Genomic DNA, 18,200 nt, shown 5'->3' on the forward strand with positions numbered 1-18,200 from the left:
ACCAGCCGCGCTGTCGTCGAAGGAGTCGAACCGAGGCCACATGCGGCCAGTTAAGAGGAAACAGAAGGACCAAGCGATCCCCAATCAGCCAGCCCTTCCACTCAGGTCGCTATTTCTTGACGTACCAGCGCAGCGTGATCTGCGCGGTAATCGCCGCCACCGCGGCACCAATGATGACGAGGATCGGGGCCATCAGCCAGATATCGGCGGTGGTGATCTTCGCAACCAGGTTTGCCCGGTAGACCGAGTCCAGCGCCTTGTCCACGACCAGCGCCTTGCCGGCAAGCATGCCGCCCACCGCGATGACGGCACCGATCACTGCGCCGATGATGGCCTCCAGCACGAATGGCGCTTGGGTGTACCAGCGGGACGCACCCACCATGCGCATGATGCTGATTTCCTCCCGGCGCGAGTACGCCGCGATCTGCACCATGTTCACGATCAGGAAGATCGCCGCGATTGCCTGGACGGCGGCGACGAAGAACGCCGCGTTGCGGATGGAGTCCAGGTTGCGGGTCGCCGCCTGCAGGTCCTCGCCCTGGTCGACGACGTCCTGCACCACCGGGTTTTCGCGCACCGCATCGATCGGCGCGGTGTCGGTTGGGTCCTCCAGGCGGACGTGGAAGGCCGCCGGGAAGGCGTCCTTGCTGGTCTGCTCAACCAGACGCGGGTCGGAGTCCTGGAACAGCTCCACGAAGCGGTCATAGGACTGCTGCTTGTTACGGAAGGTGACGGACTTGATGCCCTCGTCGCCCTCCAGCTGCTCGCGGAGCTTGGCGCAGTCCGGCTTCGCGCACTCCGGGTCCTCGACCGAGGCCTCGTCCTTGAGCTGGACCATGACCTCGATGCGGTCGATGTAAATATCCTTGGTGCGCTCGGTCATCGTGGTCATGAGAAAACCGGTGGCCAGCAGCGCCAGCGAGATCGCGGTGGTGATGATCATCGCGATCGTCATGGTGGCGTTGCGGGTCAGGCCACCGAAGGCTTCGCGGGTGATGAAGTTACTTCGCATACGTATTAAACCTTCCTCGTTGCCCCGGTTTAGTGGCCGACGCCGTACATGCCGCGGGCGTCGTCGCGCACGAGCTCACCGTTGTGCAGTTCGATGACGCGCTTGCGCATGGAGTCGACGGCGACGTCGTCGTGGGTGGACATGACGACGGTGGTGCCCTGCTGGTTGATGCGGTTGAGCAGGTTCATGATCTCGGCGGAGGTATCCGGGTCGAGGTTTCCGGTCGGCTCGTCGGCGAGCAGGACGAGCGGGCGGTTGACGGAGGCGCGGGCGATGGCGACGCGCTGTTGCTCACCGCCGGAGAGCTCGTGCGGGAAGCGGTTCTCCTTGCCCTGCAAGCCCACGGTTTCGAGAGCGGCCGGCACCAGCTTCTCGATATCCGGGCGCTTCTTGCCGATCACCTCGAGGGCGAAGGCGACGTTTTCGAAGACCGTCTTCTTCTGGAGCAGGCGGAAGTCCTGGAAGACGTAGCCGATGCGCTGGCGCAGCTTCGGAACTTCCTTATCCTTTAGCGCGTTGACGTGGAACCCGGCGACATGCAGGTCACCAGAGTCCAGCACCTCTTCGCGGACCATGAGCTGCAGAAAAGTAGACTTTCCGGAGCCGGAAGGGCCAATAAGAAAGACAAACTCGCCCTTTTCGATCTCTGCGGAAATATTCTGGAGCGCAGGCCGGGTTGAGGTCCGGTAGCTCTTGGAAACGTTATCGAAAGTGATCACGGCTCTAACCTTAGCGAACCAAAGGTGAAACTGTTATAGAAGGGAAGCGTGTGACTGCCGAGAAGACAGAGAACAAGCACAGCGACCAAAAAGCCGACCGCAGCGACGACCACCAGGAGGAGCGCGCACCCGAAAGGGTCGGCGGTTTCCTCGGCTGGGTGGAGCGAATCGGCAATAAGCTGCCAGAGCCGTTCTGGCTCTTCGTCATCATCGGCGGCCTGGTCCTCGTCAGCTCCTGGCTGGGTTCACTAGCCGGGCTCAGCGCGAAGGATCCCGAATCCGGCGAAACCGTCGCCGTGAAGAACCTGCTCTCCGCCGAGGGCTTGTCTTCCATCGTCTCCAACGCGGTCGAGAACTACACGAGCTTCCCGCCACTCGGGCTCATCATCACGGTGATGCTGGGCGTGGCCATTGCGGAGCACTCCGGCCTGATCGCCTCGACGGTGCGCGCGGTGGTGAGCAAGGTGGGTCCGAAGAGCCTCACCTTCGTCGTCGCACTGGCTGGCGTGACCGGCTCCGTCGCCTCGGACGCGGTCTACGTCATCCTGATCCCCATCGGTGCGATGAGCTTCCGTGCGATGGGCCGCTCCCCGATCGTCGGTGCGATGGTCGCCTTCGCCGCGTCCTCGGCCGGCTTCAACTCCTCGCTGGTCCTCAACATCACTGACGTGCTGCTCGCGGGTATTTCCACCTCGGCCGCCAATATCGCGGACGCCGAGTACGCGGTCTCCCCGCTGGCTAATTACTTCTTCGTGATGGCTTCAGCGGTCGTCCTCGCGCTGATCATCACCGCGGTCACCGAGCTCTACCTCAACAAGAAGGCCCTCGAACTGATCGACCACGACCAGATCAACTACGAAGAGCTGACCTTTGGCAACGCCGAGCATGTCGATTCTGAAGGCAGCGCGGCGCTCGACAAAGATGCCAAGGATATGACGAAGGACGAGCTGGAGGCGGACCTCGCCCTCAGCGGCAAGGAGATCCGCGCCCTGAAGTGGACCGGGGTCGCCGCCGTCGTCTTCTTCGCGGCGTACTTTGCCGCCCTCTTTGTCCCGGGTTCCCCGCTGCAGGGCGAGGGCGGCGCGGTGATGGAAAGCCCCCTGATTACGGACGTCGGTGTCCCCATCGCGGCCGGCTTCTTCCTGCTCGGCGTGGTCTACGGCCTGGTTGCCAAGACTCTGACGAAGTGGCACCAGGTCCCGGAGTGGATGGCCCGCGGGTTGAAGACGCTGCTGCCGATGATGGTGCTTTTCTTCGCCGTCGCCCAGTTCCTGGCGTGGTTCACCGAGTCCAACCTGGGCTCCTGGACTGCGATCACCGGCGCGGAGATCCTGCAGAAGGCGGACCTTCCCCCGCTGCTGCTCTTCGGCCTCTTCGTCCTGCTGGTGGCCGGACTGAACCTGCTGATTACCTCGGGCTCTGCGCAGTGGGCACTGATGGCTCCGATCGTGGTGCCGATGTTCATGTACCTGGGCTACTCCCCTGAGGTCACCCAGATGCTCTTCCGCATGGGTGATTCGCCGTCGAACATCATCACCCCGATGAGCCCCTACTTCGCGCTAGCGCTGACCTTCCTTCAGCGCTACTACTCGCGCTCGGGCATCGGCACCCTGATGTCGCTCGCGCTACCCTATGCGATGGCGATGCTCATTGGCTGGTTCCTCTTCTTCGTCGTCTGGTGGCTGCTCGGCATCCCACTGGGACCGGGTACCTCGATGGATTACCCGGCCTAACCGCCAGGTTCCGCCGGACCTTCTTCCGGCGGGCGCCGCTTACACCGCACACTCCCCAGCACCCGGGGCGTGCGCGGTTTTTATTTCACTTGCTGAAGCAATCCCGAAAAGGGCGTAGATTTGGGGCATGTGGAATGACACGGTCTCTCCCGCGGGGTGCGACACCGGGTATATCGCCCGGTACAGCACCCAGTACCGCGGTGCGCTAAGCCGGGTCACGCAAACCCGGCTGAGCGCGCTGTCTCGCGATCGCCGCCGCCGTCCTGGCGACCGCCCACCGGTTCTCGCTGTCTAAGACCGCCCCCGCCCCGAGCAGCCGGTCCCCTCTTCTTACCCAGCCCGTTTGAGGCCTTCTTTGGGCTCCCCAAAAACTGCAACGGAGTCAGGCCAACAACGGGACCCCCTCATACACAGAGAGACAGCGATCATGACTTCCCACAAGGAGAACAGCAAGCACTCCGCACACCAGGACCTCGCGCCGAACAGGGACATGGAGGGCCTCGTCGACGTCGCCATCGAACAGGCCGACACCTGGCTGGAGGTCAAGGAAACCGCGCCGGCCACGAAGCAGCTGGCCGACATGGTTCACGACCCGCACGGCGTGGAGTTCACCTTCAGCTTCGTCGACCGCGTGGCCCGACCGGAGGACAACAAGGTCGCGGCCGAAGAATTCGCGAAGATCGCTTCCCCCTTCAAGCGCACCGACCCGGCCCCCGAGTTCCTCGGCCTGATCGACACGATCCTCGTCACGGCGGGCTCGATTGCGGCCCCCATCCTGCCCAACGTCGTGATGCCCATCGCGCGAAAGTACCTGCGCTCCACCGTCGGCCACCTGGTGCTGGACGCCGGCTCCGAGACGTTGGACGCGATGCTCGACGACGCCCGGGAGAAGGGCTTCACGCTCAACCTCAACCTGCTGGGCGAGGCCGTCCTCGGCGAGGCGGAGGCCAAGCGACGCCTGCAGCAGACCATCGACCTGATTCGGAACCCGAAGGTGGAGTACGTCTCCGTCAAAGCCAGCTCCGTGGTCTCCCAGCTCAACCACTGGGACTTCCGTGGCTCCGTTGACCGGCTGAAGGACCGCCTGCGCCCGCTCTACCGGGAAGCCAAGCGCGCGGGCCAGGGGCGATCCGGAAAGCCAACCTTCGTCAACCTCGACATGGAGGCCTACGAGGACCTCGACCTCACGCTAGAGCTATTCACCGAACTTTTCGCCGAGGAGGAGTTCCTCGACCTGGAGGTCGGCATCGTCTTGCAGGCTTACCTTCCGGACTCCTTTGAGGCGCTCCAGCGACTCACTGAATTCGCGAAGCAGCGCGTGGCCCAGGGTGGCGCGAAGATCAAGGTGCGCCTGGTCAAGGGTGCGAACCTCTCGATGGAGCGGGTGGATGCGGAGATGCACAACTGGCCGCAGACCCCTTACCTGACGAAGGCGGAGGTGGACGCCAACTACCTGCGCTTGATCGACTGGGTGCTCAACCCGGAGAACGCAGAGGCAATCCGCATCGGTGTGGCCAGCCACAATGTCTATCACGTGGCACTCGCCCACAAGCTCGCCGAACAGCGGGGCGTGGCCGCGCAGCTGGACATCGAGATGCTGCAGGGCATGGCCCCAGCCCAGGCCAGCGAGGTGCAGAAGAAGACCGGCAACCTGATCCTCTACACGCCGGTCGTCCGCAAGGAAGACTTCGACGTCGCCGTCTCCTACCTGGTCCGCCGCCTCGAGGAAAACGGTGCGAAGCAGAACTTTCTCTACGCGCTGTTCACCCCGGAGGAGGACGACGACACCGGCCTGACGCCGATGGAAAACCAGGAGGAGCGCTTCCGGGATGCCGTCGCCGACCGCTGGGCGACCTACCACGGGCCGCGCCGCACCCAGGACCGCATCCAGGAGGCCAAGGACAAAGTTGGCGCCACGGGCGGCTCGATCCCGGGCAACTTCCTCAACGAGCCGGATACCGATCCCGCCCTAGCGCAGAACCGCGAATGGGCACGGAGTCTGCTCACCCCGGAGGCCGACCCGGGCCCGGCGCAGTCCCCGCTGGTCACCGACCCGGCGGAGATCGACCTGGTCGTGCAGCGAGCACTCGAGGCCCACAACGGTGCGTGGGGGCAGAAGACCGGTGCGGAGCGCGCCGAGCTGCTGGATAAGGTCGCCGATTCCCTGGCGAACTACCGTGGCCGTCTGATCTCCGCCGCGGCTTTCGAGGCCGATAAGACGATCGCGGAGTCTGACCCGGAGATCTCCGAGGCCATCGACATGGCGCACTACTACGCAGAGTCTGCCCGTCAGCTCGACCGGCACCGCGGTTCAACCTTCACCCCGTACAAGGTCGTCGTGGTCACCCCGCCGTGGAACTTCCCCGTGGCGATCCCAGTTGGTGGTGTGACGGCCGCGCTTGCCGCGGGTGCCACCGTGATCCTCAAGCCCGCCCCGCAGGTGCTGCGCATCGCCGAGGTCTTCGTCGAGGCCATGCGGGAGGCCGGTGTGGGCGAAGACCTCCTGCAGCTGGTCAACGCCGACGAGGACGAGGCCGGCAAGCGCCTGATCAGCCACCCGGATGTGGAATCCGTGATCCTCACGGGGGCCTCGGAGACCGCGCAGTTGTTCCGCAGCTGGGACCCTCGCAAGGTCCTCAACGCGGAGACCTCCGGTAAGAACGCCATCATCGTCACCCCGGCTGCGGACCCGGACCTTGCGGTGGAGGATATCTACCAGTCCGCCTTCGGCAACGCCGGACAGAAATGCTCCGCAGCCTCCCTGATCATCACCGTGGGCTCGATGTCCAAAAACAAGCGCTTCATGAACCAGCTGGTCGATGCCGTCGAGTCCATCAAGGTGGGTCGCGGAACCGACATCTCCACGTACATGAACGGCATCATCGAGGCCCCCGGCGAGAAGCTGGACCGGGCGCTGCGCAAGCTCGATAAGGGCGAGAAGTGGCTGGTCAAGCCGAAGCAGCTGAACGAGACCGGCACACTGTGGAGCCCGGGCATTCGCGATAACGTACAGCCGGGCAGTTGGTACCACAAGAACGAGGCCTTCGGCCCGGTCACGGGCATCATGCACGCCAAGGACCTGGACGAAGCGATCGAGTGGCAGAACTCCACGGGCTTCGCTCTGACCGGCGGCATCCACACCATCGACCGGGACGAGACCGCCTACTGGCGCGAGCGGGTCGAGGTGGGCAATGCCTACGTGGAGCGCGGCATCACCGGCGCCATCGTGCAGCGCCAGTCCTTCGGCGGCTGGAAGGGTTCCTCCATTGGCTCCGGGGCGAAGGCGGGCGGCCCGAATTACGTCGCCCAGCAGGGCGTGTGGACCGAAGGCAATATCGAGGAGCTGACCTCCGGGACGGTCGAGCCGCACATCACCCAGATGCTGCGCGAGTTCCGCGGGCTGGGTTCCCCGGTTCTGGAGGACTCGGATCACGAGTGGCTCCGCCGGGCAGCGGAGTCCGATGCGCATGCCATGGCCGTCGAGTTCGGCGTCGAGCACGACAAGTCGGCGATGGTCGTGGAGTCCAACGTCTTCCGCTACAAACCACTGCTGGAGCCGCTGCGCGTCCGCGTCAACGCCGACGCCAAGGCACGCGACGTCCTGCGCCTACAGCTCGGGGCGGCGGTCACCGGTACCGAGCTGGATATCTCGGCGTCCGAGGAGGTAGCAGCGCAGTTCGGTGAGCTGGGCAAGAGCTTCCGGGTCGCCAGCGATCTGGTGTTCGCCGCGGAGATCTCGAAGGCTGCGAACTCCCGCATCCGCTCCCTGGGCGAGAGCCCGGATGCCTTCTACGAGGCGGCGGTCGATTCGAATTCGAAGATCTTCGACCAGCCGGTGCTACCGGATGGCCACCGCGAGTTGCTGACGATGCTGCTGGAGCAGAACATCGCCACCACCGAGCACCGCTTCGGCTATATCCACGGGCTGACGCCTTAGGCGTTCTCCTCCTGCTGCTGCGCCATGCGCCAGCGGATGCCGGCCTCGATGAGCCCGTCGAGGTCGCCATCGAGGACCTTCTGCGGGTCCCCGACCTCGTATTCGGTGCGCAGATCCTTGACCATCTGGTACGGGTGCAGCACGTAGGAGCGCATCTGGTTGCCCCAGGAGGCGTTGCCGCCCGCGCCGAGGGCATCCATTTCCGCCTTCTCCTCCTGGCGCTTCTTCTCCAGTAGCTTGGCCTGCAGCACGCGCATGGCGGAGGCCTTGTTCTGGATCTGGGACTTCTCATTCTGGCAGGTCACGACGATGCCGGTCGGGATGTGGGTCAGGCGCACCGCGGAATCCGTGGTGTTCACCGACTGCCCGCCCGGACCGGAGGAGCGGTAGACGTCCACGCGGACGTCCGAATCCGGCACCTCGATGGAGTCCGTCTGCTCCACGACGGGCAGGACCTCCACCTCGGCGAAGCTGGTCTGGCGGCGACCCTGGTTATCGAAGGGGCTGATGCGCACCAGGCGATGGGCGCCCTGCTCCACGGAGAGGGTGCCATACATGTAGTCACCGTGGATGACGAAGGTCGCGGACTTAATGCCCGCCTCCTCCGCATAGGAGATGTCGTAAATATCCACCTTGTGGCCGTGCTGCTCGGCCCAGCGGGTGTACATGCGCAGCAGCATCTCCGCCCAGTCCGCGGCATCCACCCCACCGGCGCCGGAGCGGATGTTGACCAGCGCCTCGCGCTGGTCGTACTCGCCGGAGAGCATCGTGGTGATCTCCAGAGATTCGATGGCGGCCCGCAGTGCTGCGCGCTCCTCCTCCGCCATCGCCGTGGCATCCTCAGCCGCCGCCGGATCCTCCGCGGCCTCCTCCTCGGCCATGCTGTAGAGCACCGGGAGGTCCTCCAGCCGCTGGCGCAGCTCGCGGATCTTCTTCAGCTTGGCCTGTACGCGGGAGAGCTCCGAGGTGACCTGCTGGGCGTGGTCCGGATCGTCCCACAGCGATGGGTCGGCGGCTTGATCCTCCAGCTCGCGGGCCCGCGAGTCCAGCTCGTCGAGGTCCAACACCCGCTCGATGGTGGTCAGGGTGCCTTCCAGGTCTTTCAGGTCAGAGCTCACATCCGGTTGCATAGTGCGCAAGTCTACCCGGCAGTGTGCACAATGGAATGTATGGCTAAGGCAAAGAATACGTCCACCTCCACCGGCAACTCCCCGGTGCCGGAGGAGATGCTCAACGCGATCATCAAGACCTTCATCGTCGCGCACGTCGACGACACCGATAACCACCTCGCCCAGGCGCTGGTGTACAACGCCGCCCGCCTGGCGTGGCGGATGCGCGCCTCCGGGCTCGAGACGGAGACGAAGACCTCCATCTCCGACGTCGTCACCGCCGCGGATCGGGCCGCCGAGAAGTTCATCACCGATGCGCTGGAGACGATCCGACCGGAGGACGGCGTCCTTGGCGAGGAAGGCACCCGGCGCGAAGGGACCAGCGGGAGGACCTGGGTGATCGACCCCGTGGACGGGACCTATAACTTCACCACCGGCTCGGACTACTGGTGCTCCGCGCTGGCCCTGGTTAAGGGCGACCCGAATGACCCGGAGGAGGTCATCTTCGGCGCGGTGCACCGCCCCGCGATGGGCTACACCTGGTTCGGTGGCCCGGAGATCCCCACCACCCGCGACGCCCAGCCGGTCCCGGAGTTCAAGAACACCCCTGCGGAGCGCACCGTAGTCGGCACCTACCTGCACCCGCCGCTGTTTTCCGTGCCAGAGGTTAGGGACGCCTGGATCGCGGTGACCGGCAACTTCGCGACCGTCCGTATGCTCGGCTCAGCTTCCGTGGACATGGCCGGCGTGGCCTCCGGGGAACTCGGCTGCTGGATTCAGGACTCCGTGGCGGCCTGGGACTGGCTGCCGGGCCGGGCGCTCGTGGAGGGCGCCGGTGGCGTGACCGAGCAGATCGAGGCTGCGGGCAAGACCTGGTCGGTGGCCGGCACCGAGTCGGCTGTTGCGAGCGTTAAGACTGCGCTCATCGGCAGTTAGTTTTTGAGGCTAAGATCCAGGGCATGAGCACCACATACTCCGATGACCTGTCGCTTGCCTTCGAGCTGGCCAACGCCGCGGACGAGATCACCATGGCTCGGTTCGAGGCCGAGGACCTCCGCATCGAATCCAAGCCCGACCTCACCCCCGTTTCCGACGCCGACACCGCCGTCGAGCGTCGCCTGCGCGAGATCCTGGCGGATTCCCGCCCGGATGACTTCGTGCTGGGTGAGGAGTTCGGCGGCGAAGCGCACTTCGAGGGCCGCCAGTGGGTCATCGACCCGATCGATGGCACGAAGAACTTCGTCCGCGGCGTGCCCGTGTGGGCCACGCTGATCAGCCTGTTGGAGGACGGCGTGCCGAAGGTGGGTCTGGTCTCCGCACCCGCACTGTGCCGCCGCTGGTGGGCCGCGCCGGGCGCTGGGGCGTGGCGCTCCTTCTCTGTACCGAATACTTTCGACGAGGACTCCACCCCTTCTGCCCAACCGCGCCGCCTGAGCGTGTCGGGCGTGGGCAAGATCGCCGACGCCAGCCTCTCCATCAGTTCCCTGTCCGGCTGGCAGGATCGCGGCCTGCGGGAGCAGCTGGTGGGACTGAGCGACCAGACCTGGCGCCTGCGTGGATTCGGGGACTTCTGGTCCTACATGATGGTCGCCGAGGGCTCCGTGGATATCGCGGCGGAGCCGGAGGTCAGCCTCTGGGATCTCGCAGCACTCGTCCCGATCGTGGCGGAGGCCGGCGGCACTTTCACGAACGTGGAGGGCGAGCCGGGACCGCACGGTGGTTCCGCGGTGGCCACCAACGGGCTGCTGCACGAGGACGTCATCACCGCGCTGAATAACTAAGCCGCTTGCCCTAACCAGGGCAGACAGAAAGAAAAAGGACGCTACCGCACGTTGCGGTGGCGTCCTTAACTGTTGGGGGGGGAACTCCCCCGGACCGGCCCCTAGTAGGAGACGGTGATGAACTGGGTTTCGAGGTACTCCTCGATGCCCTCGAAGCCGCCCTCGCGGCCGATGCCGGACTGCTTCACCCCACCGAATGGCGCGGCTGGGTCGGAGAGCAGGCCCTTGTTGACGGCCACCATGCCGACCTCCATCTTCTCGGCGAAGGCCATCGTCTCCTGTAGCTTCTCGCCGACGACGTAGCCGGCCAGGCCGAAGTTCGTGGCATTGGCGTTGGCCAGGGCCTCGTCCTCATCGGCGAAGGTCTGGATGGTCATGACGGGTCCGAAGATCTCCTGGTTGGCGATCTCGAAGTCCTGGGTGACCCCGGAGAGGACGGTCGGGGCGTACCAGAAGCCGTTGGTGTCCAGCTCACCAGTGGTCTTGAGCTCCGGGTGCTTCGCCAGGGAGTCCTCGGTCAGCGTGAAGCCGCCGATCTCCACCTTCGCGCCCTGCTCGACGGCCTTTTCGACCATGTCGGCGACCTTATCGCGCTGGTCCGCGCTGACCATTGGGCCTGCGGTGGCGCCACTATCGGTTCCCGCGCCGAGCACGAATTCGCCGATCCGCTTGGTGACCGCTGCGGTGAACTCCTCGGCGAGCGACTCGTGCACCAGGATGCGGTTGGCGGCGATGCAGACCTGCCCTGCGCCTCGCATCTTCGCGTCGATGGCGGCGTTCACGGCCTTGTCCATGTCCGCGTGCTCGAGGACGACGAGCGGGGCGTTGCCACCCAGCTCCAGGGAGGTGCGGATGGTGCCCTCGGCGGCCTTCGCTGCGAGCGCCTGCCCCACCCCGGTGGAGCCGGTGAAGGTGAACTTGCGCAGGCGGTCGTCGTCCAAAATGGCGGAGACATTCGACGCGGTGCTGGTCGGCAGCACCTGGAACACCCCTTCTGGCAGGCCGGCCTGGCGGGAGAGTTCGGCCAGGTAGAGCGCGGTCAGCGGGGTCATCTGCGCGGGCTTGACGATCATGGTGCAGCCCGCGGCCAACGCCGGAGCGAGCTTGCGGGTGATCATCGCCAGCGGGAAATTCCACGGGGTCACCGCCAGAACCGGACCGACCGGCTTCGGGTGGGTGATGATGCGGCTGCCGCCGTCCGGGGACACGCGGTACTCCCCCGCGATGGCCTCAGCGCGGGAGGCGTACCAGCGGAAGAATCCCCCGCCGTAGCCGACCTCGCCCTTGCTGTCCTTCAACGCGCGGCCGAGCTCCAGGGACTGCAGGTAGGCCAGGTCATCGGCATTGTCCTGCACCAGCTGATACAGGGAGCGCAACAGGTCGGCGCGCTCCTGCGGGCTGGTGTTCTCCCAATCGGGCTGCGCCTTCGCAGCGTGATCCATCGCCTCGCGGGCGTCGCCCTCCGTTGCGGACGCCACCCGCACGAACTCCTGGCCGGTCGCGGCGTCGGTAACCCCGAGGGTCTCCCCGTCCGCGCCGTGGCGCCACTGGCCGTTGATAAACAGCCCCGTCGGGACGGTGATCTCCCGCGGTCCGGCGGTGACGGTGGTGAAGAATTCTGGATTCGAGGTGTTCTGTGCTGTGTTGTTTTCTGCCGAAGTAGCCATACCTCCACTGTGCCACTGGGCGTGACCGCCGGCCACCGTGCTTCAGCGCCGGCCGCTGGGCGTGACCGTCGGCCACCGTGCTTCAGCGCTGGTCGCTGGGATCAGACACCGACCACCGCGCGGGTACACAGCCCCACCGGTAGCTATGTCGCGGGGCACGCTGTGGCACTACCGTGCGACCGCCACCGAGACGACTAGGCTGGGTGACGATACGTCCAAGATTCACCGGCGACGCACCTCCCGAGGAGAACTCAAGCAGTGAGCATCCCACCCAACCCACAGCGGGTGACCAGCACCGCACCGTGGCAGGAACTCCAGGACTATAAGGAAAGCTTCGTCGGCACCACCCTCCGGGAGATCTTCAACCAGGAGGCCACCCGCGTCGAGGACATGACCATCCAGGCAGGCCCCCTGCACATCGACCTGTCGAAGAACCTCGCCGACGCCCGCGTCATGGAGCTACTGGTCCAGCTGGGCGAAGCGATGGGGCTGCCGGAGTACCGCGACGCGATGATGGCCGGGGCTACGGTCAACACCACCGAGAACCGTGCCGCCCTGCACACCGCGCTGCGTGTCCCGGTGGACCAGGATTTCCAGGTCGACGGGGTGGACGTCGCCGCCGACGTCCACGAGGTCCTCGGTCGGATGCGGGACTTCTGCCGCGACCTACGCAGCGGCCGGTGGCTGGGTGTGACTGGGAGGACCATCAAGCAGGTCGTCAACATCGGCATCGGGGGCTCCGACCTGGGCCCCTCCATGGCGGCGGCCGCGCTGCGCCCCTACCGAACCGCGGGCATCGAGCCCTACTTCGTCTCCAACCTGGATCCGGCTGACCTCAGCGCCGCGCTGGATGACCTGGATCCGGAGTCCTGCCTCTTCGTCATCAGCTCGAAGACTTTCAGCACCCAGGAGACCCTGGTCAACGCGCGCGCGGCGAAGCAGTGGCTCCTCACCGAACTGGAGCGTCGCGGCGTAGCAGCGGACACGAGCGCGCAGCGGCAAGCCATCATCGAAAAGCACTTCGTCGCGGTGTCCACCAACCGCGAAGCCGTCACGGAGTTCGGGATCGACCCGGCGAACATGTTCGGCTTCTGGGACTGGGTGGGCGGCCGCTACTCGGTGGATTCCGCCATCGGGCTCACCCTCATGGCCGCGATCGGCCCGCAGGACTTCGACCAATTCCTCGCCGGCCTGCACGACGTGGACGAGCACTTCCGCACCGCCCCGCTGCATGCCAACGCGCCAGCCCTGATGGGTCTGCTCAGCGTGTGGTACCGCGACTTTTTGGACTCCCAGTCCCACGCGGTGATGCCCTATAGCGAGGACCTCCGCGAATTCCCGGACTACCTGCAACAGCTGACCATGGAGTCGCTGGGCAAGTCCGTGCGCCTGGACGGGTCCAAGGTCGGGGTCCCCACGGGCCCGGTGTACTGGGGCGCACCCGGGACGAATGGCCAGCACGCGTTCTTCCAGCTGCTCCACCAAGGCACGCAGCTCATCCCCTCGGACTTCATCGGATTCTGCAACCCCCACGGCGAGGTCACCACCCAACCCGAGGGCACGAAGATGCACGACATGCTGATGGCAAACTTCTTCGCCCAGACCAGGGTGCTGGCCTTTGGTCGCACCGCTGAAGAGCTGCGCGCCGCGGGCACCCCCGAGGAGCTGATCCCCCACAAGGAGATGCCGGGCAACCAGCCCAGCACCACCATCCTGGCGGACACGCTGACCCCGCGTTCCCTGGGCGGGCTGATCGCACTCTACGAGCACATCACCTTCGTGCAATCGGTGATCTGGGGCATCAACGCCTTCGACCAGTGGGGCGTAGAGTTCGGAAAACTCCAGGCCAGCGACCTACTCCCAGCGGTACGGGGCACGGCTGCGGTGGCCGCCGGGGATGGCTCCACCGACGCGCTGATCAGCTTTTACCGGCAGCACCGCAACGAGGGTTAGACTCAATAAACACCATCGGCGCAATGACCTGCGCCGACCGATACTGGAAAGAACCGCCTGCTCATGGACGTTGTGATTCGGCAGACCCCGAAAGAAGTCGCGCAACTCGCGGCCACCATCATGGCCCGGTACGTCTCCGAGGGGAAGAACATCGGGCTGGCCACCGGCTCCACCCCGCTGCTGACCTACCGGGAGCTCATCGCCAAGCACCGCGAGGGCCTGAGCTTCGCGAACACCACGGCCTTCCTGCTGGACGAGTACGTGGGCCTGCCGGAGGATCACGAGCAGTCCTATCACTACACGATCTACAACGAGTTCACGCAGTACGTGGACTTCGCCGACGGCGCGGTGCACACCCCCGATGGGATGAACCCGCGTACCGATGAGGCAGGGCGCGAATACGAGGCGGCCATCGAGGCTGCCGGGGGCATCGACATCCAGCTCCTCGGCGTGGGAACCAACGGGCATGTGGGCTTCAACGAGCCCGGTAGCTCCTTCGACTCCCTGACCCGCCTGAAGACGCTGCACCCGCAGACACGGCGGGATAACGCCCGATTCTTCGGTTCGCTCGAGGAGGTGCCGATCCACGTGGTCACGCAGGGACTGGGCACGATCCGCCGCGCCGGGCACCTGTTGTTGCTGGCCACGGGGGAAAACAAGGCCGATGCGGTGGCCCGCCTGGTGGAGGGGCCAGTGTCCGCGATGATGCCGGCCTCCGTGCTCCAGCTGCACCGACACGCGACAGTCATCGTGGACGAGGCGGCGGCATCCCAGCTGCAGGAAACCGAGTTTTACCGTTTCGTGGACGCCAACCGCCCGGAGTGGCAGGCATACTGACCCCACTTTGGGGGTGAAACGGCAATTTCAACAACGGGGGCACCCGGGGCATCGGGTGCCCCCGTTGGCATTTTTTCTCCTTTAATTCTTCAAAGCGCGCGACAAGCACTCCGGAAAAGGGATAAATATAGATCCAATGTTTTTCGGGTCGCTCGTGCGAATCACCACTTACTCGCACTTGACGGTCACAACGCCACCCCTACGTTGCGATCAGTACCTGGAACTTTTATCCCCCAGAAGACTGCACAGGAGACAAAGTGCGTATCGGTATTCCGGTTGAGCCGGGTGAGAACCAGCCGCTGGTGGCAGCCACACCAGACACGGTCGGCAAGCTCATCAAGCTCGGCTATGACGTTGAAGTACAGGCTGGTGCCGGCGAAGACGCCGCCTACCCTGACGCCCTCTACCGCGAGGCCGGCGCGAGCATCGTAAGCGAGGAGGTCTGGGAGGCGGACATCGTCACCACCCTCGACACCCCACCCAAGGCCAAGCGCGACCTCATGCGCTCCGGGGCCACCCTGATCTGCCGCATGGCTCCAGGCCGCAACGAAGAGCTCATCAACGAGCTCGCCAACCGTGGCATCACCGGGCTCGCGATGGACGCTGTGCCGCGTATTTCCCGCGCACAGTCCATGGACGTGCTCTCCTCCATGGCAAACATCGCCGGCTACCGCGCAGTCATCGAGGCCGCCAACGCCTTCGGTCGACTGTTCACCGGCCAGGTCACCGCGGCAGGTAAGGTGCCGCCGGCAAAGGTCTACGTCATCGGCGCTGGTGTCGCTGGCCTGGCCGCGATCGGTACCGCCAACTCCATGGGCGCGATCGTCAAGGCCACCGACCTGCGCGTCGAGGCAGGCGAGCAGGTCGAGTCCATGGGGGCGGAATTCGTCGCCATCCAGGAAGAGGCCGAGAAGTCCGAGGACGGCTACGCCAAGGAGATGACCCAAGATCAGGCGGAACTCGCTGCGAAGATCTATTCCCAGCAGTCCGCCGAAGCCGACATCGTCATCACCACCGCAAACATTCCGGGCCGCACCTCGCCGGTGCTGCTCACCGAGGAAGATGTCGCCAACATGCGTCCGGGCAGCGTCGTCGTCGACCTGGCGGCAGCCAACGGTGGTAACTGCGCGCTGACGAAGCCGGGCGAGGTCTTCGTCACCGATAACGGCGTGACCATCATTGGCTACACCGACCTGGCGGGCCGCCTGCCGGGCCAGGCCTCCCAGCTGTTCGGCCAGAACATCGTCAACCTGTTCAAGCTGATCACGCCGGAGAAGGACGGCCAGCGCGTGCTGGACCTGGATGACGAGATCATCCGCACCATCACCGTCACCCTCAACGACGGCCAGGAGACCTCCGTCCTCTGGCCGCCACCACCGGTGAGCGTGTCCGTCGCCCCGCAGCAGCAGCCCGCGCAGGACACGCAGGCCGCCGAGGAGCCGGAGAAGCAAGCCTTCATGGGTGGCCCCTTCGCCAAGATCGGTCTGGCCATCGCCATCCTACTGGGCGCTGCAATCGTCCTGGTCAGCCCGCTGGGAATGAGCGGCAACTTCGTCGTCCTGACCCTGGCCATCGTGCTGGGCTTCTACGTGATCTCCGCGGTCACCCCGACCCTGCACACCCCGTTGATGTCCGAGACGAACGCGATTTCAGGAATCGTCCTGGTCGGCGCGATCTTGCAGGTCAACAGCCCCAATATCATCGTTACGGTCCTCGCGTTCCTGGCAATCGTCGTGTCCTCCGTCAACGTGTTCGGTGGCTTCGCCATCACAGACCGCATGCTCGGCATGTTCGTTAAGGAGGATGCATAAACCATGACTGCCACTCTGATTCTTTCGCAGGCAGCGACCGGCGAGAACGCCACGCTGCTGGATTGGCTGGCCCGGATCTCGAACCTGGCCTACATCGTGGCTGCCGTGCTCTTCCTCATGGCACTGGCCGGCCTCTCTAAGCCGGAGACCGCAAAGCGCGGTAACACGCTGGGCATGAGCGGTATGGCTGTTGCCATCGCCGTGGCCATCTTCCAGGCCGTGGTTCACTCCACCACCGATTCCGATGCCCTGGACCCGGTCATCACCGTCGTCCTCATTGCCCTGGCTATGAGCCTCGGTGCGGCCTACGGCATCAAGCGCGCGCACTCCGTCGAGATGACTGGTCTGCCGCAGCTGATCGCGCTGTTCAACGGCATGGTCGGTCTGGGCGCGGTCTTCATCGGCTACAACTCCTTCGTTTCCGAGTCCGCCGACTCGATGGGTGCTGCCGCCTACAACTTCCACCTGGGTGAGGTCTTCCTCGGCATCTTCATCGGTGCCGTGACCTTCACCGGCTCGATCCTGGCTGGCCTGAAGCTCTCCGGCAAGGTCAAGGGCGCCCCGCTGCTGCTGCCGGCCCGTAACCTGCTGAACGTCGCCATCCTGGTGATCAGCCTCGTGCTCATGGTCGTGTTCATCCTCGCGGGTGAAGGCACCACCGCCTGGATCGCGGTTGGCATCATGACCGCCCTGGCGCTGTTCATGGGCTGGCACCTGGTCGCTGCCATTGGCGGTGGCGACATGCCGGTCGTCGTGTCCATCATGAACTCCTACTCCGGCTGGGCAGCTGCCTTCACCGGTCTGATGCTGCAGAACCCGCTGCTGATCATCACCGGTGCGCTGGTCGGTTCCTCCGGTGCATTCCTCTCCTACGTGATGTGCCAGGCGATGAACCGCTCCTTCCTGAACGTCCTGCTGGGCGGCTTCGGCACCGACGGTGGCGCGGTCGCGGAGGGTGTCGACGGCACCCACACCGAGATCGACACCGACGAGGCTGTCGCGATGCTCAAGGACGCGAAGAACATCATGATCACCCCGGGCTACGGCATGGCTGTCTCCCAAGCGCAGTACACGGTCGCTGAGCTGACCCGCAAGCTGCGCGACCAGGGTAAGACTGTCCAGTTCGGTATCCACCCGGTCGCCGGCCGCCTGCCTGGCCACATGAACGTCCTGCTGGCTGAGGCGAAGGTCCCTTATGACATCGTCATGGATATGGAGGAGATCAACGACGACTTCGACGAGGTCGACGTGGTCCTGGTCATCGGCGCGAACGATACGGTCAACCCGAGCGCTGAGATGCCGGGCTCCCCGATCGCCGGCATGCCGGTTCTGAAGGTGTGGGAGGCTGAGCGCGTGATCGTGCTGAAGCGTTCCATGGGTGCCGGTTACTCCGGTGCGCAGAACCCGCTGTTCTTCAACGAGAACACCGACATGCTGCTCGGTGATGCGAAGGCATCCATCGAGAAGCTGGCCGCAGGGATCAGCAACTAAGCCTGGGAACCCCGCGGTGACCGCGCCACCCACCCGGGTGGTGCACCGAGAAAATCCCCGTCGATGCGACAAGTGAACTGCTCCCCATTAGTTGGACTGAGAAATCAGTTACCGACTAGTGGGGAGCAGTTTCCATTGAGAGCACGAAGT

12 protein-coding genes are annotated in these 18,200 nt (G+C 65.1%); 8 read left to right on the forward strand and 4 right to left on the reverse strand.

Translation table 11 applies throughout. The features are described 5' to 3' along the window. Positions 1–109 precede the first annotated feature (109 nt). Positions 110–1,012: a permease-like cell division protein FtsX gene (gene ftsX, locus QP413_RS07350; RefSeq protein WP_284781310.1), complete on the reverse strand. Its 903-nt coding sequence runs from the start codon at positions 1,010–1,012 to the stop codon at positions 110–112. A gap of 29 nt (positions 1,013–1,041) precedes the next feature. Beyond that, positions 1,042–1,731, reverse strand: a complete 690-nt coding sequence (gene ftsE, locus QP413_RS07355) for a cell division ATP-binding protein FtsE (protein ID WP_015381868.1) — start codon at positions 1,729–1,731, stop codon at positions 1,042–1,044. Positions 1,732–1,889: 158 nt separating this feature from the next. On the opposite strand from ftsE, the gene QP413_RS07360 reads away from it, so the two are divergent. Continuing rightward, entirely contained in the window at positions 1,890–3,464 is a 1,575-nt protein-coding gene (locus QP413_RS07360) for an AbgT family transporter (protein WP_012360748.1), read from the forward strand. A gap of 355 nt (positions 3,465–3,819) precedes the next feature. Next, positions 3,820–7,401, forward strand: a complete 3,582-nt coding sequence (locus tag QP413_RS07365) for a bifunctional proline dehydrogenase/L-glutamate gamma-semialdehyde dehydrogenase (RefSeq protein ID WP_284781311.1) — start codon at positions 3,820–3,822, stop codon at positions 7,399–7,401. Here QP413_RS07365 and prfB read toward each other — a convergent pair. Continuing rightward, the gene (prfB, locus tag QP413_RS07370; protein ID WP_284781312.1) at positions 7,398–8,531 is read right to left on the reverse strand and encodes a peptide chain release factor 2; all 1,134 of its coding nucleotides are present in this window, start codon (positions 8,529–8,531) and stop codon (positions 7,398–7,400) included. The genes QP413_RS07365 and prfB overlap by 4 nt on opposite strands. A 96-nt stretch (positions 8,532–8,627) precedes the next feature. Between prfB and QP413_RS07375 the strand changes: the two genes are divergently transcribed. Both QP413_RS07375 and hisN read left to right on the forward strand, forming a co-directional pair. Then, positions 8,628–9,446 carry an inositol monophosphatase family protein gene (locus QP413_RS07375; protein ID WP_070760664.1) on the forward strand — a complete coding sequence of 273 codons (819 nt, stop codon included), beginning with the start codon at positions 8,628–8,630 and terminating at the stop codon, positions 9,444–9,446. 23 nt (positions 9,447–9,469) lie between these two features. Next, complete coding sequence (gene hisN, locus QP413_RS07380) at positions 9,470–10,291, forward strand: histidinol-phosphatase (RefSeq protein WP_015381873.1); 822 nt, start codon at positions 9,470–9,472, stop codon at positions 10,289–10,291. Between the two features lie 101 nt (positions 10,292–10,392). Here hisN and QP413_RS07385 read toward each other — a convergent pair whose 3' ends face one another. After that, the gene (locus QP413_RS07385) at positions 10,393–11,958 is read right to left on the reverse strand and encodes an NAD-dependent succinate-semialdehyde dehydrogenase (RefSeq protein ID WP_284781313.1); all 1,566 of its coding nucleotides are present in this window, start codon (positions 11,956–11,958) and stop codon (positions 10,393–10,395) included. A 258-nt stretch (positions 11,959–12,216) separates the two neighbouring features. Here QP413_RS07385 and pgi point away from each other — a divergent pair, with 258 nt between their 5' ends. From pgi to QP413_RS07405, 4 genes are all read left to right on the forward strand, one after another. Beyond that, entirely contained in the window at positions 12,217–13,911 is a 1,695-nt protein-coding gene (pgi, locus tag QP413_RS07390; protein ID WP_284781314.1) for a glucose-6-phosphate isomerase, read from the forward strand. Between the two features lie 63 nt (positions 13,912–13,974). Further along, positions 13,975–14,748, forward strand: a complete 774-nt coding sequence (gene nagB, locus QP413_RS07395; RefSeq protein ID WP_070760628.1) for a glucosamine-6-phosphate deaminase — start codon at positions 13,975–13,977, stop codon at positions 14,746–14,748. Positions 14,749–15,005: 257 nt separating this feature from the next. Further along, positions 15,006–16,559, forward strand: a complete 1,554-nt coding sequence (locus QP413_RS07400; protein ID WP_284781315.1) for a Re/Si-specific NAD(P)(+) transhydrogenase subunit alpha — start codon at positions 15,006–15,008, stop codon at positions 16,557–16,559. A gap of 3 nt (positions 16,560–16,562) precedes the next feature. Further along, a complete protein-coding gene (locus tag QP413_RS07405; RefSeq protein WP_012360759.1) occupies positions 16,563–18,050 on the forward strand; it encodes an NAD(P)(+) transhydrogenase (Re/Si-specific) subunit beta in 1,488 nt (495 codons plus the stop codon). Positions 18,051–18,200 lie beyond the last annotated feature (150 nt).

The organism is Corynebacterium sp. UMB4614 (assembly GCF_030217065.1).
Taxonomy (GTDB): domain Bacteria; phylum Actinomycetota; class Actinomycetes; order Mycobacteriales; family Mycobacteriaceae; genus Corynebacterium.